Raw genomic sequence first — 23,750 nt, 5'->3', positions numbered from 1 at the left:
TTCAGTCCCCCAGATCGAGCGTGAGTTTGGTGACGGCGAACGCCTCGGCGTAGCGGGCGTGGCATTCGATGCCGCGGATCCGGGCAAGGCCGAGGAATGCCTCCCGGTCGTACCAGGGCCGGTGCCGCTGCGAGGGGTAGTGCTCCTGCAGCAGTCGCACCTTCTGTTCGGCGGTCTCCGGCGACAGCGGCTGGTACACCGACGGACGGCCGAGATCGCCGTCCCACTTGACGATCTCGTAGCCGAGCACGAGGTGGTCGCGGAACGCGGTGGGCAGCAGCCGCGCCAGTCCGCGGTGATCCTGGTGCGCGTCGTCCGTGCGCGGGGCGAGGATGAGGTCCGGGTCGGTCTGCGCACGCAGTTCCTCGACCGCGGACTTGGCCTCCTCCCAGTGGGCCGGGAACCGGCCGTCCGGCAGCTTGTGCACGGTCAGCCGCAGGTCGGCGCCCGGGCAGAAGGCGGCGAGCGCGGCCCGCTCCTCCTGCTCCCGGTCGGTGCCGCCGCCGGAGAGCACCAGCGCGTCGACGCGGATGCCCGGCCGCGCGCCGCACAGTGTCAGCAGCGTGCCGCCGGCGCCGATGGCGATGTCGTCGCAGTGCGCGCCCACCGCGACGATCCGTTCCGGGCGCCCGGCGCTGAGCTTGATCATGCGGTCCTCACCCCGGCGTTGGTCCCCGCGCCGTCCCGTTCCCACACGGCCCACGGACGGTCGCCCCGGGCGTAGGCGTCATCGAGCGCCGCCCGCTCCTTCACGGTGTCGGTCGGCTTCCAGAAGCCGCGGTGCTGGTGTGCCACCAGCCGCCCGCGCTTGGCCAGCTGGGCACATCCGTCGGCGACCAGGTCCCCGTTCTCGGGGATGTGGTCGAAGATCTCCTGGCGGAGCACGAAGTAGCCGCCGTTCTCCCACAGCGGCAGTTCACTGACCGCGGTGATGCCCCCCACCAGGCCGTCCTCGCCCAGGTCCACGCAGTGGAACGAGGACTGCGGCGGCACCACCATCATCGACGCGCCGGCGTCCCGCCGGGCGAAGTTCTCGATCATCTCCGGCAGCGGGGCGTCGGTGAGCACGTCGGCGTAGTTGGCGAGGAACATCTCGTCGCCGTCCAGGTGGTGCCGCACCCGGCGCAGCCGCTCCCCGATCGGCGACTCGATGCCGGTCTGCGCGAACGTGATCGTCCAGTCGGCGATGTCGGTGGACAGCAGCTCGGTCCGCCCGCCGCGCAGCACGAAGTCGTTGGACGTCGTCTCCTCGTAGTTGAGGAAGAAGTTCTTGATGTGATGCGCCCCGTAGCCGAGACACAGGATGAACTCCTTGTGCCCGAAGTACGCGTAGTAGCGCATGACGTGCCAGATCAGCGGTCGCGGCCCGACCATCGCCATCGGCTTGGGCACGTCGTCGGAGGCTCCGTTGCGCATCCGCATCCCGTAACCGCCGCAGAACAGGACGACCTTCATGACTCCACCTCGACAATGCTCAGTTCCGGGATGGGAAAGACCAGCCGGCCGCCCCAGCCGTGCACGAAGGACAACTGCTCGACCAGTTCGGCCCGCAGGTTCCACGGCAGGACGAGGACGTAGTCCGGCTTGTCGGCGGCTATCCGCTCGGGCGGCAGAATGGGGATACGGGTGCCCGGGGTGAACCTGCCGTGCTTGTACGGGTTCCGGTCGACCGTGTACGGGAGCAGGTCGGGCCGGATCCCGCAGTGGTTGAGCAGGGTGTTGCCCTTGCCCGGGGCGCCGTAGCCCACGACCGTCTCGCCGCGCTCGGCCGCCTCGATGAGGAACCGCAGCAGATCCCGGCGCACCTTGGCCACCCGGGCGGAGAACTCGGTGTACCCGGACAGCTCCTGCAGCCCGGCGGCCTTCTCCCGGTCGAGGACGTCGGCCACCCGCCGGGTCGGCTCGCCGGCCACCTCGTCCGGCCGGGCCCACAGCCGGACGGAGCCGCCGTGCGTGGGCAGCAGCTCGACGTCCACGAGCGTGAGTCCGCCGCTCGCCAGGGCCCGGGCCGCGGACGCGACCGTGTAGTACTGGAAGTGCTCGTGGTAGATCGTGTCGTACTGGTTCTCCTCGATCAGGGTCAGCAGGTGCTGCACCTCGATGGAGACCCAGCCGTCGTCGGCGACCAGGGCGCGCAGCCCGCGGGTGAACCCGACCACGTCGGGGATGTGCGCGTACACGTTGTTGGCCACGACCAGGTTCGCCGGGCCGTGCTCCGCGCGGACCGCCGCGCCGGTGTCGGGGCTCAGGAACTCCGTGAGCGTGGGCACACCGGCCTCCCGCGCCGCGGCACCGACGTTCACCGACGGCTCGATGCCCAGGCAGCGGATCCCCCGGTCCACCACGTGCCTGAGCAGGTACCCGTCGTTGCTCGCGACCTCGGCCACGAAGGAATCGGGACCGAGGGCGAGGCGCTCCACGGCGTCGGCGACGAACGTGCGCGCGTGCTCCACCCAGGAGGTGGAGTACGAGGAGAAGTACGCGTACTCCTTGAACGTCTCCTCCGGCGTGATCAGCGGAGGGATCTGCGCGAGCCAGCAGTCGGTGCAGACCCGCAGGTGCAGCGGGTACGCCGGCTCCGGCTGGTCCAGTTGGTCCGCGGCCAGGAAGCTCTCGCACGGTGGCGTCGCCCCCAGGTCGACGACGCTCGCCATCGCTTCCGAGCCGCAGAGTCGGCATCGTGTCATCTGCTGTCCCCATCCCCCCTGCTCGCGCGGGTGTCCCCGCCGCGAGCCAGTGCTGACCGACCCGCGATCGCGGTGCGGTACTCCTCCACCAGGCGCTCGAGACCGACGGCCGGGCTGAAGCCCTGCTCGTAACGGCGCCGGGCCGCCTGGCCCATCTCCCGGTTGCGGACCGGTTCGGCCGCGATCCGGCGTATGCGGGACGCGAGCGAGGCGGCGTCGCCCGGCTGGTGCAGCAGCCCGGTCACCCCGTCCTCGACGAGTTCGACGAAGGCGCCGTGACCGGCGGCGACGGTCGGGACCCCGGCCGCCATCGCCTCCACCACCACCAGACCGAATGCCTCCAGCCACGTCGAGGGAGCCACCACGGCGACCGATCGCGCGATGGCCTTCCGGCACTCCGCCGGGTCCAACAGGCCGACGTGGCACACGTCGTCGCGGCCCGCCGCCCAGGCGGTCACCTCCCGCTCCAGCGGCCCAGCGCCGGCGATCACGAGCGGGACGCCCACACCGCCGCTCGCCGCGATCTCGTCCCAGGCGGCCATGAGCAGCCGCACGCCCTTGGCCTCCGCGAGCCGGCCGAGATACAGCAGATGCTCTCCGCCGCCCACTCGGCAGGTGCCCGGGTCGGGAACGAAGTTGTGCTTCACCGCCAGCCGTTCGGCCGGCATGCCGGACCGCACCAGGACGTCGCGCTGCGCCGCGGAGATGCACAGGAACCGCTCCACGCCGGACCACCACCGCCGCCGGTTGACCGAGAGGCTGACCGCGAGCGGCACCGTCGCGAGGCGGGAGCCGCGGTAGCAGCCGTGCCGGACGGCGGGCAGCGGCGCCGATCCGACGCACTCCGTGCAGGGCCGGCCGTCGCGCTGCAGCGTGCCGGGAGGGCAGACCTGGGTGTAGTTGTGCAGCGTCGCGACGGCGGGCACCCCGGCGTCGGCGCAGGCGGCCAGCACCGCGGGCGACAGGAGCGGGAAGACGTTGTGCACGTGCACCACGTCCGGCCGCTCGGCACGCAGCCGGGCGGTGAGCTCCGCGCGCACCGCCGGGTTCCACGGCACGAGGAACGGCAGCGCGGCCTTGCCGAGGAGGGAGCGGGCGGCGATGTCGTCGCTGCGCCGCTCGAACACCCCGACCCGGTGGCCGCCCGCGCGCAGCAGCTCCACCTCCTGGTCGACGACCTTGTTCTCCCCGCTCGGCTGTGCCGAGGCGTAGCGGTTGTGCACCACCAGGACGTGCATGCTCACGTCACCTCCGGTCTGCGGGCCCAGCGCGGGACGCGTCGTCGTGGGACTTCGGGCGTCGAGGGGGGAGCGGCCTCGGCGGGTGCCGCGAGCAGCGAGGCGGCCAGGGCCAGATGCAGCAGATACGGCGAGGCGTCGCCGAGACCGGCCTCGGTGTACGACGCGATCGCGCAGTAGCTGATCAGGAAGATCGCGCAGGCCCTCCGCAGCGACGGTGGCCGCAGCAGCGCGACGCCGCCCAGCACGATGAGGAACGCCGCGACGAGGGTGACGCCGATGAGACCCTGTTCGTTGTAGACGGCCAGCCAGCTGTTGTCGATCGGCAGCCCGCCGAACGACTTGTCGCCCAGGCCCACGCCGAACCACTGCTCCGAGGCCGACCGGGGCGCCGCCAGCAGGGCGTCCCAGACCTTGGCCCGGCCGGTGAGACTGGAGAAGTTCTCCTTGCTCTGCCCGCGCAGGAACCACGTCTGCAGCGCGGAGGCGAACCCCACCGCGGCCACCACGGCGCACAGCACCGCCCAGGTGAAGAACCGGCGGGCCGCGGCGCTGGTCAGCATGAGCGAGCCGATCGCCAGCGCCAGCCCGAGGAGCAGACCGAGCGTGGCCGTCCGGGTATGGGTCAGTGCGAGCAGGACGAGTGACGGCACGATGACCACGGCCGCGCTCGCCCTGTCGGTCCTGCGCCCCAGCAGGAGCAGCACGGTGAGCCCGATGATCACCGCGGCGTACTGTCCGATCTGCGGCGGGGTGAGCGGCCACAACGCGCCGACGAGGCGTCCGCCGTAGAGGTCGGGCAGGGCCGCGCCCGGTGAGACGGCGAGGCCGGCGGCCACCGATCCGAGCACCGCGAAGTACATCCGGATGTGGTGCCGGACGAACGTCATGCTGCCGTCCCACCAGCGGCTGAGCAGCCACAGCGTGCCGACGAAGAGAGCCAGCCGGAAGCAGCGGAACAGCGCGCCGAACCCGGACTCCAGGTTCGCGCTGGAGACCACGCTCATCACCAGCAGCACGGTGAGCAGGAACAGGTAGGCGCTCGCTCGGATGCGCAGCCGGAGATTGACCGTGAGCGCCAGCGTGAACGCGGCGACCAGCGCGCCCATGGTGACCATCTGGATGAGGGAGCGGGGCAGCGGGACGATGGTCTTCGCCCCGGCGGAGCCGAGCGTGTTGAGGACGAGCAGCCCCCAGACGATCCCGACGATCCGCGGTGTGCCGACGGGGCGCGACGCGGCGCCGGGGCGTGTTCCCGCCGTGTCGGGTCCGCCCGGCAGCCCGGCCGGCTTCTGTTCTCCGCCCATCTCAACCACCGGCCAGGGGGTCGAGGGTGCTGCCCGCGTCCTGCCGGTACGGCGTGCCCTGCCACTCCAGGAAGTCGAGCACCCGGCTCGTGTCCTGGGCCACGAACTTCCACGGCCCGACGTAGACGTTGTCGTGCCAGCGGTTGTGCTGCTCGGTGGTGATCGCGTCGGCCACCCGCTCGCCCTTGTACGGCGACCAGTCCGGATAGGTTCCGTAGTTGGCGAGGAGAGCCATTCGGTCGCACTTCTCCGTGCACTTGACGACGGACTCGTCCAGCACGAAGCGGTTGTCGTGGATGTCCACCCGCTGTGTCTTCCACCGGCAGTCGGCGTAGAGCGGCGCCTTGGCGATCGCCGGCCTGGCACAGCGTTTGGTGTCCCGGACCAGCAAGGTGCATTCACCGGACGAGGTGTTGGCCGGGCTGTTGCAGAATCGGTCGGCGTTCTCCCACAGGGTGATCCCGGACCAGTTGTCCTCCAGCACGTTCCGGTAGATCTCGATCTTGCCGGTGCGGGCCGGGATCCGCGGTTCGCCGCCGGACTCGGACAGGTAGACGGTCGCGAACGGGAAGTTGTCGCCGCTCTCGGCCGCCCTGCGTCCCTCGACCCAGTTGTTCCGCCGGATCGTGTTGTGCCGGATGACCGCGTTGTAGCTGATCTCGTAGATCAGCGCGGCACCGTCGTTGGCCTCCAGCACGTTGTCCTCGATGAGGAAGTCGTTGTTGTTGGTGTCCGCCCACAAGCCGGTTCCGTGGTTGTCGTGCACCCAGTTGCCGCGCACGTCGGCGCCGTTGACGGCCCAGAACTTGATGCCTCCGGTGCAGCCGCAGCCCTTGCGCCGCCGCTCCCAGCCGTCGGTGTTGTTGCCCACGATCTCGTTGCCCTCGACCACCAGGCCGCTGATCCGGCCGTCGGCCTTGTACGCGTTCATGCCGTACTGGCCGTTGCGGCGCAGGCAGCTGGCGCGGACCTGCTGGCGGGCGCCGGCCATCAGCGCGGCGCCGGAGTTGTTCTGGATCGTCGCGTGCTCGATCACCCATCCGTCGGCCGAGTCATGGTTGACCACGCCCTCGTTCAGCGGCGCCACGAAACGTTCCACGGTCAGGTAGCGGATGGTGACGTCGCGGGCGCTGCCGCCGAACGCGTACTGGTTCTTCTTCCGGCCGTCCAGCACCGCGCCGGGCGCACCGAGGTAGCGGTCCCCTTCCTTGGGGATGACCTGGGCGTACCGGTCCGGGGCGAGCCGGTGCCTGCCCGGCCGAAGCCAGAACGTGGTGTTCGGGGGGCTGCTCTTCGTCTTCGCCGCCAGGTCACCGACCACCGCGGGGTCGACCGTCACCGCGCCCGCCGGCGCCTTCGCCGGCCCGGCCCCGGGCTCGGCGCACACCCGTGCCACGGGCGGGGCCGCGGACGCGGTCGGCGCGGCCTTCGGCTCCGCCCCGGCACTCGACGTGCTGTCGCAGCCGGTCGCCAGCAGGGCCAGCGCCAGCGCCAGCGGTGCCGCCGCCGACGCCCAGTGCCGCCTCTTGAACCCCACGCGCCCCCCTAGCCGCGGAACCTGAGCACGGTGGTGAACCCGTCCGCGCCGTCGGTGAAGCCGGTCCCGACCAGGGTCGTGGCGGGTTCCTTGCGCCCGAATCCGGCGGAGTACCAGCCCAGCGGCGGGTCGGTCTCGCCGCGGTGCGCCCGCCAGGACAGCTGCCCGGGCAGCTCGAGCTCCGCGGAACGTCCCTCACCGTCCCGGGTCCAGGTGAGCACCGCCCGGTGCCCCGCCAGGTCCGCGGTGATCGCCGGTCCGAGGTGGAACGCCAGGTGCGCGGCCCGGCGCGGGCCGCGCACCTCGTCGACCACCCGCAGCTCCCGGCTCGCGGCCGTCAGCTCCACCCGGCGGCGGTGCACGGAGCCCTGGTAGCCGTCGTGCTCGGCACACCAGCGGGCCACCCCCTCGCCGGACGCGTCCGCGACCAGGACGCGGCTGCGGGCATGCCGGGTCCACAGGAACGGGCCGCCGGAGACGGACTGGTCACCGCCGTCCAGTTGCAGGGTGTTGTGGCCGAGGGTCGACCGGAAGTACTGCCGCCACTCGGGCTGCCCGTGGTAGCAGTACGTCCCCGGGTCGGCGAGCACGTCGACCCCGTCGTGCCGGACCTCCACGGACAGCGCGTCCGCGTGGGCATGCGCGGCGATGGACAGGAAGCCGTGCGGACCGCCGTCGCAGCGGCACCAGATCTCGCCAGGGCCCCGCAGGATCGTCATGCCCGCGTCGGCGAAGTGCGCCGGTCGGCCGGTCGGGCGGCTCACCGACAGTTCAGTGGGTTTGATGAGCGCGGCCAGCAGCGGGGTGCGCACATCGGCGCCGGTCACCGCCGGCCACCATTCGAGCCGGCCGAACACGGCGTCGCCGGTGGCCAGCAGCGAGGCCCAGCGGTCGGTGCCCGCGCCGTCCACGACCAGACCGTGCCCGTCGTCCGCGTCCCCCTGGCGCGGCGGCCGCAGCCGGCTGTCCACGACGGCGGCGAGCGCGTCGGTCATCCGCAGCAGCACCAGCCGGACCGACGCGGGGACCGGCACGCCGGCGGCATCCGCCTCGGCCACCGCGGCCAGGCCGAGTTCCAGCACGAGTCCGTGGTACTCGGTGGCCAGCTCGCGGTTGAGGCCGGAGTCGAAGGTGTTGCCGCGCAGCTGCCGTTCCAGCGACCGCAGCGCGTCGGCCCGCCAGCGCGCCGAGGAGGGGAACCATCCGAACGCGCAGGCCGCGGCGAACTGCCCGGCGGCCTCGGCGATGACGTGGTTGTTCGCCGAAGATCCCCGGCTGGGGAAGGCGGCCAGCCAGCGCTGGTGGTGCCAGATCTGGTTCAGCGCCACCGGGTTGTCCTCGAACAGCCCGGGCGCGCCCGGCCAGCCGTCCAGCAGCCGGCGGATCCACACCCAGGACAGCAGCCGGATGCCCAGCTCGATACCGCTGATCCAGTGCACGCCGCGCAGCGGCGGGCTGGCCGCCCACCACGACCGCAGGTGCTCGGCCACGCGCTCGGCGTACCGCTCGTCCCCGGTGATCGCGTAGGCGGCGGCGAGCACGGTGAGGTACTGGTGCCGGGACAGTTCCCAGATCTGCTTGATGTCCCCGACCGCGTCCTCGTTCCGGTACGGCACGTCGAAGGCGTAACCCGACGGGGCCCGGCGCCCGGTCTTCGGGTCCCAGCACCAGTCCGGGTCGGCCAGGTCCTCGCGGACCACCCCGAAGTACTCGGCGTGCCCGTACATCAGCCGGTCCGCCTCGGCGACTAGCCGTTTCGCGGCGTCCGGAGGCACCGCGGCGATCGTCCCCGCGGGCAGGACCGCGGTGAACCGGGCGCCGCTCACGCCCGGGCAGTCCGGCCGCGCCGACCGCCACCGCCGCCTGCGCACCGCGTCGCCCACCCGGCCGCCGACCTCCCGCGGCCCCATCCGGGACAGCCGCCGCAGGTACCAGCCCGCACTCCCCGAGATCACAGTCATCGCGCCCTCGCCAACGTCACCGGCGCACCGCCGGCCAGGCCGGTCTGCACGGCGAGGGTGGCCGAGGTGGTGGCGACCAGCGACTCCAGCGGCACCGGCATCGGCCCGCCGGTCCGCACGGCCTTGAGGAAAGCGGCCAGCTCGGCGGACTGGCCCTTGTCCCGTGCCTTGGGCAGCCGCGAACTGACCCACCGCTTGCGGCCGTAGACCGAGGCGCGGACGAAGTCGTCGAGCCGCAGCACCTTGCCGTCCGCGACCAGGTCCAGCGTCTCCTTGGGGAAGCCGGGCGCGCCGGTGGTGACGTAGCTGATGGTGGCGGTGGAGCCGTCCGGGTAGCGCAGGACGACCTGCAGGTCCTCGTTGCCGGACGTGGCGACCGCGTACACCGAGACCGGGTCGGCGTCCAGCAGCCAGCTCGCCGTGTCGATGAAGTGCCCGCCCTCGCCGGCGAACCGCGAGCCCTCGGTTTGCTGCCGGAGGTACCAGCTGCCGTGCTGCAGCCGGCCCGCGTTGACCAGGTAGCGCAGGCTGGCCGGACCGGTCCGGGCGCCGAACCGCTTCCTGGCCTCCCGCAGCAGCGGAGCGAACCGGCGGTTGAAGCCCACCTGCAGCCGGTCGTTGCCGGACTCCTCCACCGCCGCGAGTACGCCGGCCAGCTCGTCCTCGGTGAGGGCCAGCGGCTTCTCCACGAACACGGACTTGCCCGCCAGCAGTGCCTTCCGGGTCAGTTCGGCGTGCGAGCTGTGCCGGGTCACCACGAACACCGCGTCGATGGACTCGTCGCCGAGCACGGCGTCGAGATCGGTCGTCGCCTCGGCGAAGCCGAACTTCCGCTGCGCGTTGGCCGCGGACAGCGCCGTCGTGGTGACGACCGCCGACAGTTCGACGCCGTCGCGCTGTGCCAGGTGCGGCAGCAGCATCGACGTCGCGTAGTTCCCCGCGCCGACGAACGCCAGGCGCACCGGCGTCCTGGCCGCCCGGGCCGGCCCGGACACACCGTCGCCGGGGCGCTGCACCGCGGGCACGGCGACCGCCGGGGCCCCGGCCTCCTCCGCTTCCCCCGCCTGTTCGGGGTACCGGAACAGCACGGCCACGGCCTTCAGGTCGCCGTCCTTCAGGCGCTGGTACGTCTCGGCCGCGTCATCGAAGTCGGCGATGTGGGAGACCAGGGGCTCCACGTCGATCCTGTCCCGGGCGGCGAGGTCGAGGAAGCACGCCAGGTTGCGGCGCTCGGTCCAGCGCACGTAGCCGATCGGGTAGTCCCGGCCCTCGAGCTCGTACTCCGGGTCGTAGCGCCCGGGGCCGTAACTGCGGGAGAACCGGACGTCGAGCTCCTTCTCGTAGTACGCGTTCCACGGCAGGTCCAGGCGGCACTTGCCGATGTCGACGACCCGGCCGCGGTCCCGGCTCAGCCGGGCGGCCAGCTCGACGGGCTGGTTGCTGCCGCCGCCGGCGGCCAGGTACACCTGGTCCACGCCGTGACCGTCGGTGAGTTCGGCGACCGCGGCCTCCACGGCCGCGGACGCGGGGTCGCCGCAGGCCGCGGCGCCCAGCCGCTCGGCGAGCTCGCAGCGCGCCGGGTCGGGGTCGACCCCGACCACCCGGACCCCCGAGGCGGCGAGCAACTGCACCACCAGCTGCCCGATCAGCCCGAGGCCGATGACCAGCGCCACCTCGCCGAGCTGCGGCTCGCCTTGGCGGACGCCCTGCAACGCGATCGACCCGACCGTGCCGAAGGCGGCGTGCCGCGGCGCGAGGCCGTCCGGCACCGGGACGTAGAGGTTCTTCGGCACCCAGTTGAACTCGGCGTGCAACGCGTGCTCGTTGCCTGCGCAGGCCACCAGGTCGCCGGTCTTCACGTCGTCGATCCCGGCGCCGACCTGCTCGACCACCCCGCACAGCGAGTAGCCCAGCGGCGTGTAGGAGTCCAGCTTGCCCATCACCTTGCGGTACGTGGCCGGCACCCCGTTGGTGGCCACGCTCTGCATCACCTTGGCCACCTGGTCCGGCCGGGAGCGGGCCTTGCCCAGCATCGACATGCCGGCCTCGGAGACCTTCATGAGCTCGGTCCCGGTGGATATCAGCGAGTAGGCGGTACGGACCAGCACACCCCCCGGCTTGCACCCCGGCACCGGCACGTCGAGCACCGCCAGCTCGCCGCTCTTGTAGTTCTGCACAACCTGTTTCACCCGAAGTCCCCTTGTTTCTACGTCTTCACGCCGCCGGGCGAGCACCCCGGCCGGACCCGGGCGTCGCGTCGCGGTACCAGTACTCGAGCGTCAGCACATGCCACAGATGCTTGGAGAAGTCCCGCTGCCCGGCGGCGTCCTCGGCGACCATGCGCGCGAGCGCGTCGCGGCGCAGCAGCCCGGAGCTGACGAGCGCGCCGTCGTGCACCACCTCGCGTACCAGCGGCGCCAGATCCCGGCTCATCCAGGCCCGCAGCGGCGCGCTGAACAGGCCCTTGGGCCGGTAGACGATCTCCCGGGGCAGGACCGAGGCGGCCGCCTCCTTGAGGACGGCCTTGCCCTGCCGTCCGACGATCTTGCGGTCACCGGGCACGGCGAACGCCGCCTTGACCACCTCGACGTCCACGTACGGCACCCGCACCTCGGTCGACGCGGCCATGCTGGAGCGGTCCGTGTACGCGAGGTTCAGGCCCGGCAGGAACATCCGGGCATCGGTCAGGCACATGCGGTTGACGAAGTCGTCGAGGTCGTTGTCCCGGTAGACGTCCGCATGTTCGGTCAGCACCTCGTCGACCGTCCCGGCCAGGTCGGGATCGACAAGGGCGAGCAACTCGTCCCGGTCGTACATGGTGTAGCTGCGCCGGAACGCGGTCTCCTCCGGCAGATCGGCGAAGGAGAGGAACCGCTTCGCGAAGCGCACCGACCGGTACCCCCGGCGGGACGTGGCGACCGGCAGCCGGTCCACGGCTCCGGACACCGCGCGGCGCAGTGGCCGCGGGACGCGCTGGTAACGCAGCGCGAGCAGGTTGGCCAGGTGCTTGCGGTACCCGGCGAACAGCTCGTCGGCGCCCATCCCGGAGAGCATCACCTTGACCCCGGCCTCCCGGGCGGCCGAGCAGATCAGGTACGTGTTGATCGCGGCGGGGTCGCCGATCGGCTCGTCCAGGTGGTACGTCATCCGCGGCAGCAGGTCGAGCACGTTCGGGGCGATCTCGATCTCGTGCAGGTCGACGCCGAACCGCTCGGCCACCTGCCGGGCGTAGCGCAGGTCGTCCGGCATCGCCTCGAACCTGGCGTCCTCGGCGCGGAAGCCGATCGTGTAGGCGGAGATCCCGGGCCGGCTGCGGGCCGCCAGCGCGGTCAGGTAACTGGAGTCGAGGCCGCCGGAGAGGAAGGTCGCCACGGGGACGTCGGAGAGCAGGTGACGCCGGGCCGACTCCTCGACGACGGCGGCCAGGTCCGGCTGTTCGCCGCTCCGGGCCCGCTCCCGGCCCTCGGCGGCGACGTCCTTCAGGTTCCAGAACCGGCCGCGCTCCACCCGGCCGTCGGGCCGGCACCTCAGCCAGGTCCCCGGCGGCAGCTTCTCCGCTTCGCGGAACGCGCACCGCGAGTCCGGCACCCAGTAGTACAGCAGTGAGGCCACCAGCGCCGCATGGTCCACCTCCAGCGTCCCGCCGGTCGCGGCGGCGAGCGCCTTGAGCTCGGAGGCGAACACCAGGCCCCCGCCGCGCCGGAGCAGGAACAGCGGCTTGATGCCGAGCTGGTCGCGGGCGAGCACCAGGTCACCGGTCCGCTCGTCGAAGACGCCGAACGCGAACATGCCGCGCAGCCGGGGCAGGCAGTCCGTGCCCCAGCGCCGCCAGGCCTGAAGGAGCACCTCCGTGTCGGAGGTGCCGCGGAAGCGCACCCCTGAGGCCGCCAGCTCGGCACGCAGCTCGGGCGCGTTGTACAGCTCGCCGTTGTACGTCAGGGCGAGGCCGTCCGAGACCATCGGCTGGGCGCCGGTCTCCGACAGGTCGATGATGGACAGCCGACGGTGCCCGAGCTGCACTTCGCCGTCACCGACGGGGTGACCGTAGCGGCCCGCACCGTCCGGGCCGCGGTGGGCGAGGGTGTCGGTGAGGCGGTCGGTCAGGACCTTTCCGTCCGGCCATCGGTACGTGCCCGCGATGCCACACATGTCCTACCGCACCTCCTGGTCGTTGTCCGGGACCCGTGCGGCCGGCATCGGCTGCCGCTCCGCGGGCCGCCGGCCCTCTCCCACTGCCTGAACGGCGGGGGAGGCACCCCCGCCGTTCGGCCGGGCCGGCCGCTCGCTCCGGCCGCGCAGCGCGGTGCCCAGCCCGTCCCACAGCGTGCCGTCGGTCCGGTCACGCGGATCGGGGTCGATCAGCACCACACCGATCACCGGTATGCGCTGGTCCGCGAGCTGCCGCGCCACCGTGTGCAGCCATGCGGCGCTGCCGTGCCCGGCCCGCACGACGAGCACGGTCCGGGTGCCGAGATACCTCAGGTCCGTCCACGCCGTGCCGGGCGCCACCGAGCCGACGCCGATCCGGCGCTCCCGGGGCGATACGGCCGCGGCACGTTCACCGCTGACCACGGTGGGGTCTCCTGGCTTTTGCCGGCCTGCGAGCTGCGGGCCCGGCAGACCGTCGACGACGACCAGCGGCCCCTCCGCCGCCAGGGCCCGGGCGAGGTCCAGGGCGATCATGCTCGCGCTGCGCGCACAGCCCAGTTCCAGCAGCGACACCGGTTCCGCGGAGCCGCGCACGGTGCGGGCCAGCGTCGTGGTGAGCCGTTCGCGTGCGAGCCGGGTCCGTCGGCGCTGCCACCGCCTGCCCGGCCGGCGGGGCAGCTCCGCGATGACCGAGGCGCCGAGGTTCGCCGCGATGTCCCGGCGCAGCACGGGGCGGTCGGCGACCACCGCGCCGACCGCGGCCAGCGCGAGCCCGAGGAAGAGCCCGAGGACGAGCCCGATCACGGCGTCGGTGACGGCGGCCTTGGGCAGGGAGTGCCGCACCGCGCGCGGGGCGTCCACGATCTGGGTGCCGGCGATGAGCTGCGGCGCGCCGATGCGCGCCTCCTCGGCGCGCTGGCCGAAGTCGGCGATCCGCGAAGTGAGGTCGGCCCGGCGGGCGAAGAGCGACTCGAGGCTCGCCGCCGCTTTCGGGTCGCTGGCCGCCGACCGGCCGCCGATCTCCTTGTTGACGTCGGCGAGCTGCTTTTGCAGGCGGTCCCGCTGGTCGAGCAGGCCCTTGGCCTCGGCGTCCGAGATGTCCCGTATCCGCTGCGCGTGGTCCGCGACGAACGCTTCGGCCAGTGCCTCGGCCCGGGCCACGGCTTCCGCGTCGGTGTCACCCGTGACGTCGATCTGGAGCACGTTGTTGGACAATCCGGTGCCCCGGTACTCCTTCATGAAGTCTTCCGGCTTCTCCGGGGACTTCAGGGACCGCAGGGCCCGGTCGGCGATCTGCGTGGTCTGCAGCAGCTGGACGTCGGTGCGGATCAGCGTTCCGGTGTCGTTCGGCTGGTCCTCCTGATGCGCGACCAGCACCTTGGCCACCGCGGACGGCGACGGCGGCAGCAGGACCGCCACCGCCGCGCCGATCAGCAGTCCGGTCAGCGCCAGGCCGCACCAGAGACGGCGGCGCCTGCGGACCGCGACCACCAGCGCCTGCAGGTCGATGAGCGGAGTGGCGGCCGGCGACTGAGAAGTCGTACTCGTCGTCACACTGAACCTCCCGTCGCGTGGCCGCGACCCGCGAACGCCATGGCGGCCTCGTCCGAAGGACGGCCGGCGGTCCGCGTCGGACGGGTGCGGACCGTGCCGGCGACGACGACGCCGACGACCTCGTGCCCGCCGTCCGCACACGCCCCGGCGATGCCGGCGAGCTCGTCCGCGGTCCGGCTGCCCGCGCTGAGGACGACCAGGGCACCGGACTCCGTTTCGCGGTCCGGCACGATCGGCCGGTCCACCGAGACCTCCACCACCCGCAGCAGCGGATCGCTCCCGGCCTCGGCGACCAGCTGCCCGGCGGCCCGGCGGGCGACCTCGTCGCCTTCCGGTACGACGACCAGCAGCCGGCGGGGGACCGGCAGCCTGTCCCGGAGGCGGGCGCACACCCGTCGGCAGCGGATCTGCCTGTCGGCCTCGCCGGACCACTGCGGGGCCGGCAGGTCCCACCGGGTGTCGGCGCCGAGAAGCCGGCGGATCCGGGCCCGTGCGCCGGTCTTCTCCGGCCGGTAGGCGCGCCGTTCACCCGGCACGTCGACGGTGCCGAGGAGCGCCGAGCCCAGCGCCGCGGCGATCTCCGGCTCGGCGCGCAGCCGGCGATTCGTCCGTGCGGCGACGAGATGGCCGATGACCGCGAGCAGGAAGAACACCAGCGCCCCGGCGACGACGAGCTGCGTCCTGGTCGGCGGTGCCTCGCCCGTCGGCCGGGCCGCCGGCCCCATGACGACCATGCCGGCCTTGTCGGTCGCCGGGTCGGCCTCGTCCAGCTTCTTCATGGCGTCCTGCAGCGCGGTGCGCAGTTTCTCGAGCTCGGTGCGGGCCTGCACGCTCTCCACGGTCCGCCCCGGGTCGGCCGCATCGGCCAGTTCGGTGATGCGGCGGTTGGTCTCCGCCACCTTCTTCCGCAGCGCCTCGGTTCCGGTGACCGCTTCGGGGGCGGTGGAGCCGTCCGTGATCCGCGTGGCGAAGGTGACGAACTGCTGGGCCATCTGGTCGGAGAGCCGCTGCGCGCGCTCCGGGGTGTCGGCGGTACCCGAGATCTTGATGATGTTCCCGTCGGCGGCCTTGGCGCTCACCTGATCCCGCAGTTCGACGCCGCTGACGCCCTTCCAGCCGAGCGTGGCGGCCGCGCGGTCGACCACCGCCGAGCTGGTCGCGATGTCCACCTGGGTCAGCAGTTCGCGCTCCTCCCACAGCCCCGGCAGCAGTACCGACGCCGACGCCGTGTACCGCGGCGGAAACACCAGCACCGAGGTGCCGTAGCCGACGAGCGCACCCACCGCGGCGAGCACGGCGAGAAGCCGCCACCGCCGGCCTAGAATCCGTCCGATCGTGACCAGGCGGATCGTGTCGTCGTTCAATGAAGCGGCCTCTTCCCCGTACGGACCGGCCCACGTGCCGACACCGGGGCATGGTCCCGGCAGGCGGCGGCGTAGGCGGCGAGCAGCGACGCTTGCGAATTGCGCCAGGACAGCGGGCCGCTGATCCGCTCCTGGCCGATCTTGCCCATCCGGGCCCGCTGCTCCGGATCGTCGAGGAGCAGCGCGATGAGCCCGGCGAACGCGGCCTCGTCGTTGGCGGGGGCGTAGACGGCGGCGTCACCGGCGGAGACGCGCGCCTCCCGGAGGTCGAACGAGACGATCGGCCGCCCCATCGCCATGTACTCCAGGACCTTGTTCATGGTCGACACGTCGTTCAGCGGATTGCGCGGGTCGGGAGAGAGGCACACGTCCGCGGTGCTCAGATAGCGCACCAGGTCGGCGTCCGGGATGCGCCCGGTGAACTGCACCTGCTCGCCGAGACCGAGCCGCCGCGACAGCTCCACCATCGCGTCGAAGGCGTCGCCGGCGCCGACGAACACCGCATGCCAGTCGGTCCGCCCGAGCTCGTCGCGCAGCTTCGCGAGGGCCCGCAAGGCGTAGTCGACGCCGTCCTGCGGGCCCATGACGCCGAGGTAGCACAACAGATGAGGCTTGCCGCGCTTCAACTCCGGCTCCGGCGGCACCGGCCGGAACCGGTCGACGGCGGGCGCGCTGCGCACCACGAAGACGTCCTCCGGCCGCCGGCCGCCACGGCGCAGCGCGACGTCCCGGTAGCTCTCGTTCGTGGCGAGCACGATGTCCGCGGCCCGGTAGGTCCGCCGTTCCAGCGCGCACACCGCGCGGTAGAGCAGGTCTTCGCCGCGGTCGAACCGGGAGAGGTACAGCTCGGGTACCAGGTCGTGCTGGTCGAAGACGAACCGCGCGCCGCGCCGCTTCAGCCACAGCGCCGGCAGGAACAGCAGATCGGGCGGGTTGCAGGCGTGGACCACGTCGACCGGGCCGACCTTGCGGGCCAGCCGGACCGTGTGCCACAACGCCGAACCGTATTCCCGCAGGTAGCCGGCCGGCCCCCCGGTGGCCGCGCGCAACGGGTAGCGGTGGATCCGCACCCCGTCGATCACCGCCTCCGGCTCCGTGTCCCGCTTCTCCCCCCGGGGGCAGATGACGTGCACCTCCCAGCCCGCGTCGCGCAGCGTCGTGCACTCCTGCCACACCCGCCGGTCGAACGGCACCGACAGGTTCTCCACCAGGATCAGCGCGCGCCGGCCCGCCCCGTCGCCGCTGGTCGTGTTACCAGGCAAGGCCCATGTACCTCGGTTCGGCCCGGCGCGCCTCGGCGTCGGGAAGGCGGATGAGGTCGACGATCAGCGGTCCGTCCTCATGGGGCAGCGACGACAGCACCGCCGGATCCCTGGTCCCGACCAGGCACACCTCGGCGTGCTGGAGCACCTCGTCGACGGAGTCCGCGAGCAGCTGCGCGAGATGCGGCAGCCGGTTCTCGATGTACTCGCGGTTCGCGCCGAGCAGCCGGGAGAGGCTCACATTGGCGTCGTAGATCTTGATGTCGTACCCCTTGCCGAAGAGCCTCTCCGCCAGCTCGACGAGCGGGCTCTCGCGGAGGTCGTCGGTGCCGGGCTTGAAGGACAGCCCGAACAGGCCCACCCGGCGCTTGCCGGTGCGCTCGACCATGTCCACCGCGCGCTGCAGATGGTCGGCGTTGGAGGCCAGCACGTGGGAGAGGATGGGCACCGAGACGTCGGCCCGCTGCGCCGCGTGGACCAGGCTGCGCAGGTCCTTGGGCAGGCAGGAGCCACCGAAGGCGAAGCCGGGCCGCAGATAGGCGGGGCTGATGTTCAGCTTGCGGTCGGCCAGGAACACGTCCATCACCTGGTGCGAGTCCACGCCGAGCGCCTGGCACACCGCGCCCAGCTCGTTCGCGAAGCCGATCTTGAGGCCGTGGAACGCGTTGTCCGCGTACTTGACCGCCTCGGCGGTCGGGACCGGCACCCGGAACACCTCGCCGGGCAAGCCCTCGTACAGCGCCGCCACCGCGTCGCCGCTTGCCGGATCGAGCTGGCCGATGACGGTCTTGGGCGGGTCGAAGAAGTCCCGCACGCTCGTGCCCTCGCGCAGGAACTCCGGGTTGACCGCGACTCCGAAGTCCACCCCGGCCGTGCCGCCGGTGCTCTTCTCCAGGATCGGCACCAGCAGGTTCAGGCAGGTCCCCGGAAGCATGGTGCTGCGGAACACGACGGTCTGCCGCCCGCCCCGCTCGGCCAGCGCGGCGCCGATCTGCTCGGTGACCCGCTCCAAGTACGTCGTGCACAGGCTGCCGTTGGGCTCCGAGGGCGTGCCCACGCAGACCAGCGACACCTCGCTGCCCATGATCGCCTCGCGGACGTCGCCGGTGGCGCGCAGCGCTCCGGTCCGCACGACCTCGTCGATGAGTTCGCCGATCCGCTCCTCGACCACCGGGGCCTTGCCGTCGTTGACCAGGTCGACCTTCACCTGGTTGACGTCCACCCCGATGACCTCGTGCCCCATGCTGGCCAGGCAGGCGGCTGATACGCAGCCCACGTAGCCGAGCCCGAAAACGCTGACTCTCATGCTCCGTCTCTCCCCCCAGGCAGGCCCCTGCGGCCTGCGGTCCGCGCGCCGGTCGGGCGACCCGCGCGCATCAGTAGGCCCCCTGCCCGTGGAGCACGGCACGCAGCGTCTTCCACAAGATCACCGTGTCCAGGGCGAGCGACCAGTCCTCGACGTACCGCAGGTCGAGGCGGACCGCCTCGTCCCACGGCAGGTCGCTGCGTCCGCTGATCTGCCACAGGCCGGTGAGCCCGGGCTTGACCAGCAGCCGCCGCCGGATGTCCGGTCCGTACGCGGCGGACTCCTCCGGCAGCGGAGGCCGCGGTCCGACGAGTGACATCGATCCGGTGAGCACGTTGAACAGCTGCGGGAGCTCGTCGAGCGAGTACCGGCGCAGCACCGCTCCCACGCGGGTCACCCGCGGATCCCGGCGGACCTTGAACAGCGGGCCCGCGCCCTCGTTGAGGCCGGCCAGTTCGGCCCGTGCCCCGTGGGCCCCGACGACCATGGTGCGGAACTTGACGATGGTGAACTCCCGGCCGTCCTTGCCGACCCTGCGCTGGCGGTAGAACGCCCCACCCCGGCTGTCCGCCAGCACGAGCAGCGCGACGAGCACCATCAGCGGCGCGAAGAGCACCAGCAGGACCGCGGCGCCCACCCGGTCGACGACCTCCTTGATCGCCCGGCGGCCCCCGCTGAAGGTCGGCATGCTGACCCGCAGCAGCGGGATCCCGAGCACCGCGTCGACGTGCAGCCGCGGGCCGGCCACCTCCATCAGCACCGGGGCCACGACCATCTCGGCATCGCTGCCTTCGAGGTTCCAGGCCAGCCGCCGCAGCCGGTCCGGTGACCAGTGCGCGTCCGGCGTGACCGCGACGACGCGGTAGCCGTCGTGGCGGACGTGCTTGGCGACGTCGGACAGCCGGCCGACGACCGGCACTCCGTCCAGCTGGTCGTCGTCGGCCCCGCGACCGTCCGGTGTGCACACCGCGTCCACCCGCCAGCCGAGGTGCGGGAACTTGCGGGTCCGGGCGATCAGGTCGCGCACGGTGGCCGGGCTGCCGGCGGCGAGCACCGGCCTCAGGCATCTTCCTTCCTTGCGCTGTTTGTGGAGCCACAGGCGGAGCAGATACCGCGCGGCCATGGTGACCAGCGCTATCGCGGGGATCGCGACGAAGATCCAGAGCTTGATGTTGCGTGAGGTGAGGGCGATCCCGCCGAGCGCGAGCACGACGGTCGCCGTGAACAGAGAGCGGCCGAGCCGGCGGAATTCCTCTGCCCCCTGGCCGAGCACGGCCGGAGCCCACGACCGGCTCACCGCGAGGGACCCCAGCACCAGCAGCTCGGTGCCGAAAGCGAGAATTCCCCACTTCTCGTGCCAGTTGGCCGCGTCCCGGGCCCCGAAGAAGTCGCCGATCGCGGTCACCACGGAGGCCGTGGCCACGGTATCGCTGGTGATCACAGCATGTCGGTACCGCTGCTCCCAGTCGATCGCGGGCCGGCCGATCGCCCCGTTCGCCAGACGCCCGCGCGCGGGCGGAAACGGGCTGACTTGTCCCCCTTGCCGCACAGAACCCCCCCAGGTCCCCAGTGATTCGACGTGTTCGCCCAACACTGTTCCTCGCCTCGGGAGGCCGCCGCCCCCCGACGCCGCGCTGTCCCTCCCCTTGGGAGGCCCCCGCCCTCCCCTTGCGTGAAATCCCGGCTGTCTCAGAGGTGCTTGGACAACTGGCCCTGGCGGCAGCGGACTTGCCTGCCCTGCCAGGCCCTCTGGGCGCACGGGATCCCGTCGAGACCGCGGGTGCTCCCCGCACCCGATGCCCTCCAGGGCTCCAAGAATTGATCACCCCCACGTCTGGCGCCGGGGAGGTGAATGCTGGCCCTCCGCGGCGCCGGACCTAGATCATTACGGGTCGCCTCGTCTTCGATCAGGAGAAGCATGGTCAATCTAGACCATCGGGGCCGGTATGCGGAGAGGGTTGTGGGTAATTTGTGCTCAAGGTGTGGAGGTGGTTCCGCTGATCGGCGACCGCAGGCGAGTGCGGCGGCGGGCCGGTGCGGGGCGCGGTCTCGGCCACCAGCGGTCAGTCCGTGGGCGGCGGCGGTGGCGTACAGCTCGTCCTTGCCGTGGAAAGGCCCGACGCCCGGAACACGGCCCGCGCCGACTCCTCGTCGATGCGGTGGCCCAGCCGGTCGAGGAGATCGGCGCCCGCGCGCAGCGTCCCGCGCCGCAGGGAGCGGCGGACTCCCGTGTCGAACTCGTGCCAGAGCAGGGGGTTGGCCGCCAGGATCCGGGGATCGAGTTCCAGCCGGTGGCCGTAGACGTCCCGCAGTACCAGGTGGGAGCAGACGCCGTCGCATTGCCGTACGGCGGCCAGGGCATCCGTGCGGACGATGTACCGGCGCCAGGGGGTGCGTGCGGCGAGCCAGCCGGGGCCCGCACTCACCCGCTGGGGGAGCAGGACGGCGCCCAGCGCCACCGACAGGGTCACCCAGAGCAGAACGCGGGGAAGCGTCAGGCTTCCCGCGCACCAGTCCACCAGGAGGCTCAGTCCGCAGAACGTCAGGGCGCAGCTTCCGGCGAGCCGGGCGCTGCCGCGCCAGTGGCGGTCGCCGACGGGGCCTGCGGGTCCGCTCCGACGCATGCCCCTGACGCTAGGCGGCTGCGACGGGCGCGGCGACCGCTGCTTACGGAGCCCTGGCATCGGGGGGTCGAATTCTGACGGGATCCTGACGCCTCCGCCGGAGCCGGTCCTCCGCCGGAGCCGGTCCTCAGCCGGTGTGGACGCGAGGGCGGCGGGCGGGGTCCGGTTCCGCTTCCCGCAGCACCTCGCGGGTGACCGGGGCGACCTCGCCCTGGCCGAAGAGGAAGAAGCGCAGGAAGTTGGCGAACGGGCTGCCCTCGGTCCACTCGAAGTAGATGTGCGGGATGCAGCCGGTGATGTCCCTGGCGTGGAGGAGCAGAGCGGCGAGGGCGTTCGGGATCGAGGCGGAGTGCAGGGTCAGCACGCGGTAGCGGTCGTGCAGCACTTCGCCGTGGACGGTCAGGCCCGCCTCGAATTCGGAAGGGTCGGTGACCGTGACCTCGACGAAGACGAAGTCGTCCCGCTCCGGCATGTCGTTGTCCGCGTGGATCTGCTCGATCTTGTCGCGGTACTCGGCCTTGTCGCGATGGCCGGGCTCGTTGGCGATGAAGCGGAGACGGCGGTGGGCCATGTCCCGGATGAACCGCTCCGCCAGCGGGTCGAGCGTCACGCCGGTCACGCGCAGCTCGAAGGCGCGGGCCAGCCTGGACAGCAGCGAGACCAGCATGATGCCCGCGATGAAGCAGGCACCGATCTTGACGCCGTCCGGGCGTTCGAGGACGTTGACGACGGTCGTGTAGAGGAACACCACGGAGATCACGCCGAACCCGACGGTCCAGCCGTGCTGTCCGGCCTTGCGCGCCGCGATGGTCACCGCGATGGCGGCGGAGCTGATCAGCACCAGCACGCCGGTGGCGTAGGCGCTGCCCTGTTTGTCGACGTTGGCGTCGAAGATCCAGGTGACCAGGAAGGCGATGAGGGTGAAGACGATGACCATGGGGCGGACGGCACGCGCCCAGTGCGGGGCCATGCCGTAGCGGGGCAGGTAGCGCGGCATCAGGTTGAGCAGGCCGGCCATGGCGGAGGCGCCCGCGAACCACAGGATGGCGATCGTGGAGACGTCGTAGACCGTACCGAAGGCGCCACCGAGGTATTCGTGCGCGAGGTAGGCGAGCGCGCGTCCGTTGGCCTGGCCGCCCGCCTTGAACTCCTTCTCCGGGATCAGCACCGTGGTGATGAAGCTGGTGGCGATCAGGAAGGCGCTCATGATCAGCGCGGCGGTGGTGAGCAGCTTCCTCGTGTCGCGGATGCGGCCCGCGGGGTGCTCCTCGGTGTCGCCGGCGTCGCCCCGGACGTGCGGCATGACGGCGACGCCGGTCTCGAAGCCGGACAGGCCCAGGGCGAGCTTCGGGAAGATGACCAGGGCCAGACCGATCATGACGAATATGTTGCCGTGCTGCGCGGTCAGGGCACCGGTCCAGTCGGTGACCAGGTGAGCGGCGGTGAGGACGTGCCACAGGCCGGTGATCACGACGACCACGTTGAGCGCGAGGTAGATGCCGACCAGGGCGACCGCGACGCCGATCGCCTCCAGGAAGCCCTTGAGGAACACCGCACCGAGGAGGGCCACCAGGAAGAGGGTGATGAGCATCTGGTGGCCGTGCAGCGCGCTGGTGAGGTGCGGGTTCTCCACCAGGTGGGTCGACGCGTCCGCCGCCGAGAGAGTGATGGTGATCAGGAAGTCGGTGGCGGCGAAGCCCAGCAGGGTCAGGACGAACAGCTTGCCCTGCCAGAACGACAGCAGCCGCTCCAGCATCGCGATGGAGCCCTCGCCGTGCGGGCTCTCCTTCGCCACCCGGCGGTAGACCGGCAGGGCGCCGGCCAGAGTGACCATGACCAGCACGACGGTGGCGATCGGCGACAGCAGACCGGCGGCCAGGGCCGCGATGCCCGGCTGGTAGCCGAGAGTGGAGAAGTAGTCGACACCGGTCAGGCACATCACCCGCCACCAGCGCTGGCCCTTGTGCGGGGGCTCGGGTACGGCGTGCGGCCCGGTGTGGCCGCCCTGCCGGCCCATGTCCGACAGCCCCTCCAGCATCCACGTCCGCAGGCGGCTGGACGGCGGATGTCCGGTGGTGACCATCGGTGTGCTCTCCTGGCGTACGGCTCAACGGTGCATTTCGGCCATCACGCGGACGGCCGCACCAGCGTAAGCAGAGAGTGACGCACAAGCCCACAGCAGAATGCTCGGCGCGCGCTAGGAAACCGTTAGGGGATTGCCGGGTGCATGCCCGTCACGCGGCAAAAGGGGAGGTCCTCGCGGTTTGCGCCGCTGTTTCGCCATGCGGACTCTCCGGCCGGCCGCCGGACCTGGGGGAGAGACACAGCGTCACGTCATGCGTTCAGTCCTTGTCGTGCTGCGGTCAGGGCGGGCCGGTCCGCGGGCTGCTCGCGTCCGGGTGCTGGGACGGGTGGCGTCCGGGGCGGCCGCGACACCCCCTGCCCACTGCTGCGGGGCGGGGGGCGTAAGGCCTCCGTCAAAATCCCGGGGACCGCCGTAAGAGGGCCGTCAACGGACCTGCTGCCCCGGCCGCGAAGGCGGTTTTCTCTGACCGTCCGTTCCGTCCGCACCTCATTCCAGGAGTCCGCGATGGCCGATCTGGCCTTCGTCGTCACCGTGCTCGCCGGTTTCGCGCTGGTGGCACTCGTCGCCAAGGGGGTGACGAAGCTGTGACCGCCGAGAACGCCGTCGGCCTGGCCACGGCCGTCGCCCTGTTGGGATATCTCGTCCTCGCCCTGCTCTTCCCGGAGAGGTTCTGAG

General features: G+C 72.0%; 17 protein-coding genes. 1 reads left to right on the top strand and 16 read right to left on the bottom strand.

Annotation, left to right across the window (positions count from 1 at the left end):
* Position 1: 1 nt before the first annotated feature.
* The 16 genes from AB0G63_RS12090 to AB0G63_RS12015 all read right to left on the bottom strand — a co-directional run bounded on the left by AB0G63_RS12090 (position 2) and on the right by AB0G63_RS12015 (position 23,072).
* Positions 2 to 649 (bottom strand): PIG-L deacetylase family protein, encoded by a 648-nt coding sequence (locus tag AB0G63_RS12090; protein WP_360748218.1) that lies wholly within the window; start codon positions 647 to 649, stop codon positions 2 to 4.
* Complete coding sequence (locus tag AB0G63_RS12085; protein WP_360748215.1) at positions 646 to 1,455, bottom strand: glucose-1-phosphate cytidylyltransferase; 810 nt, start codon at positions 1,453 to 1,455, stop codon at positions 646 to 648. Before AB0G63_RS12085 ends, AB0G63_RS12090 begins: the two co-directional genes overlap by 4 nt.
* Positions 1,452 to 2,687, bottom strand: a complete 1,236-nt coding sequence (locus tag AB0G63_RS12080; RefSeq protein WP_360748212.1) for a class I SAM-dependent methyltransferase — start codon at positions 2,685 to 2,687, stop codon at positions 1,452 to 1,454. Before AB0G63_RS12080 ends, AB0G63_RS12085 begins: the two co-directional genes overlap by 4 nt.
* A complete protein-coding gene (locus AB0G63_RS12075) occupies positions 2,684 to 3,925 on the bottom strand; it encodes a glycosyltransferase (protein ID WP_360748260.1) in 1,242 nt (413 codons plus the stop codon). Before AB0G63_RS12075 ends, AB0G63_RS12080 begins: the two co-directional genes overlap by 4 nt.
* A gap of 2 nt (positions 3,926 to 3,927) precedes the next feature.
* Positions 3,928 to 5,232: an O-antigen ligase domain-containing protein gene (locus tag AB0G63_RS12070; RefSeq protein WP_360748209.1), complete on the bottom strand. Its 1,305-nt coding sequence runs from the start codon at positions 5,230 to 5,232 to the stop codon at positions 3,928 to 3,930.
* Position 5,233: 1 nt separating this feature from the next.
* Complete coding sequence (locus AB0G63_RS12065) at positions 5,234 to 6,769, bottom strand: right-handed parallel beta-helix repeat-containing protein (RefSeq protein ID WP_360748207.1); 1,536 nt, start codon at positions 6,767 to 6,769, stop codon at positions 5,234 to 5,236.
* 8 nt (positions 6,770 to 6,777) lie between these two features.
* Positions 6,778 to 8,730 (bottom strand): alginate lyase family protein, encoded by a 1,953-nt coding sequence (locus AB0G63_RS12060; protein ID WP_360748204.1) that lies wholly within the window; start codon positions 8,728 to 8,730, stop codon positions 6,778 to 6,780.
* The gene (locus AB0G63_RS12055; protein ID WP_360748201.1) at positions 8,727 to 10,919 is read right to left on the bottom strand and encodes a bi-domain-containing oxidoreductase; all 2,193 of its coding nucleotides are present in this window, start codon (positions 10,917 to 10,919) and stop codon (positions 8,727 to 8,729) included. Before AB0G63_RS12055 ends, AB0G63_RS12060 begins: the two co-directional genes overlap by 4 nt.
* Before the next feature lie 25 nt (positions 10,920 to 10,944).
* The gene (gene asnB, locus AB0G63_RS12050) at positions 10,945 to 12,879 is read right to left on the bottom strand and encodes an asparagine synthase (glutamine-hydrolyzing) (RefSeq protein WP_360748198.1); all 1,935 of its coding nucleotides are present in this window, start codon (positions 12,877 to 12,879) and stop codon (positions 10,945 to 10,947) included.
* Between the two features lie 3 nt (positions 12,880 to 12,882).
* Positions 12,883 to 14,433: a Wzz/FepE/Etk N-terminal domain-containing protein gene (locus AB0G63_RS12045; RefSeq protein WP_360748195.1), complete on the bottom strand. Its 1,551-nt coding sequence runs from the start codon at positions 14,431 to 14,433 to the stop codon at positions 12,883 to 12,885.
* Positions 14,430 to 15,797, bottom strand: a complete 1,368-nt coding sequence (locus tag AB0G63_RS12040; protein WP_360748192.1) for a polysaccharide biosynthesis protein — start codon at positions 15,795 to 15,797, stop codon at positions 14,430 to 14,432. The genes AB0G63_RS12045 and AB0G63_RS12040 overlap by 4 nt, the downstream gene beginning before the upstream one ends.
* On the bottom strand, positions 15,794 to 17,059 hold the full coding sequence (locus tag AB0G63_RS12035; protein ID WP_360748189.1) for a glycosyltransferase family 4 protein: 1,266 nt from the start codon (positions 17,057 to 17,059) through the stop codon (positions 15,794 to 15,796). Before AB0G63_RS12035 ends, AB0G63_RS12040 begins: the two co-directional genes overlap by 4 nt.
* Positions 17,049 to 18,365: a nucleotide sugar dehydrogenase gene (locus tag AB0G63_RS12030; RefSeq protein ID WP_360748186.1), complete on the bottom strand. Its 1,317-nt coding sequence runs from the start codon at positions 18,363 to 18,365 to the stop codon at positions 17,049 to 17,051. The genes AB0G63_RS12035 and AB0G63_RS12030 overlap by 11 nt, the downstream gene beginning before the upstream one ends.
* Positions 18,366 to 18,435: 70 nt before the next feature.
* Entirely contained in the window at positions 18,436 to 19,914 is a 1,479-nt protein-coding gene (locus tag AB0G63_RS12025; RefSeq protein ID WP_360748183.1) for a sugar transferase, read from the bottom strand.
* A 514-nt stretch (positions 19,915 to 20,428) separates the two neighbouring features.
* Positions 20,429 to 20,989 (bottom strand): hypothetical protein, encoded by a 561-nt coding sequence (locus AB0G63_RS12020; protein ID WP_360748180.1) that lies wholly within the window; start codon positions 20,987 to 20,989, stop codon positions 20,429 to 20,431.
* A 127-nt stretch (positions 20,990 to 21,116) separates the two neighbouring features.
* Positions 21,117 to 23,072, bottom strand: coding sequence for an amino acid transporter (locus AB0G63_RS12015; RefSeq protein ID WP_360748177.1), 1,956 nt, complete (start codon positions 23,070 to 23,072; stop codon positions 21,117 to 21,119).
* A 587-nt stretch (positions 23,073 to 23,659) separates the two neighbouring features.
* Here AB0G63_RS12015 and kdpF point away from each other — a divergent pair.
* A complete protein-coding gene (gene kdpF, locus AB0G63_RS12010) occupies positions 23,660 to 23,749 on the top strand; it encodes a K(+)-transporting ATPase subunit F (RefSeq protein WP_360748174.1) in 90 nt (29 codons plus the stop codon).
* The last annotated feature ends 1 nt before the right edge of the window (position 23,750 follow it).

Source organism: Streptomyces sp. NPDC020996, from assembly GCF_040641355.1.
Classification (GTDB): Bacteria; Actinomycetota; Actinomycetes; order Streptomycetales; family Streptomycetaceae; genus Streptomyces.
The sequence above is the reverse complement of the archived record's forward strand: the minus strand, read 5'-3'. Positions and strand labels throughout refer to the sequence as shown.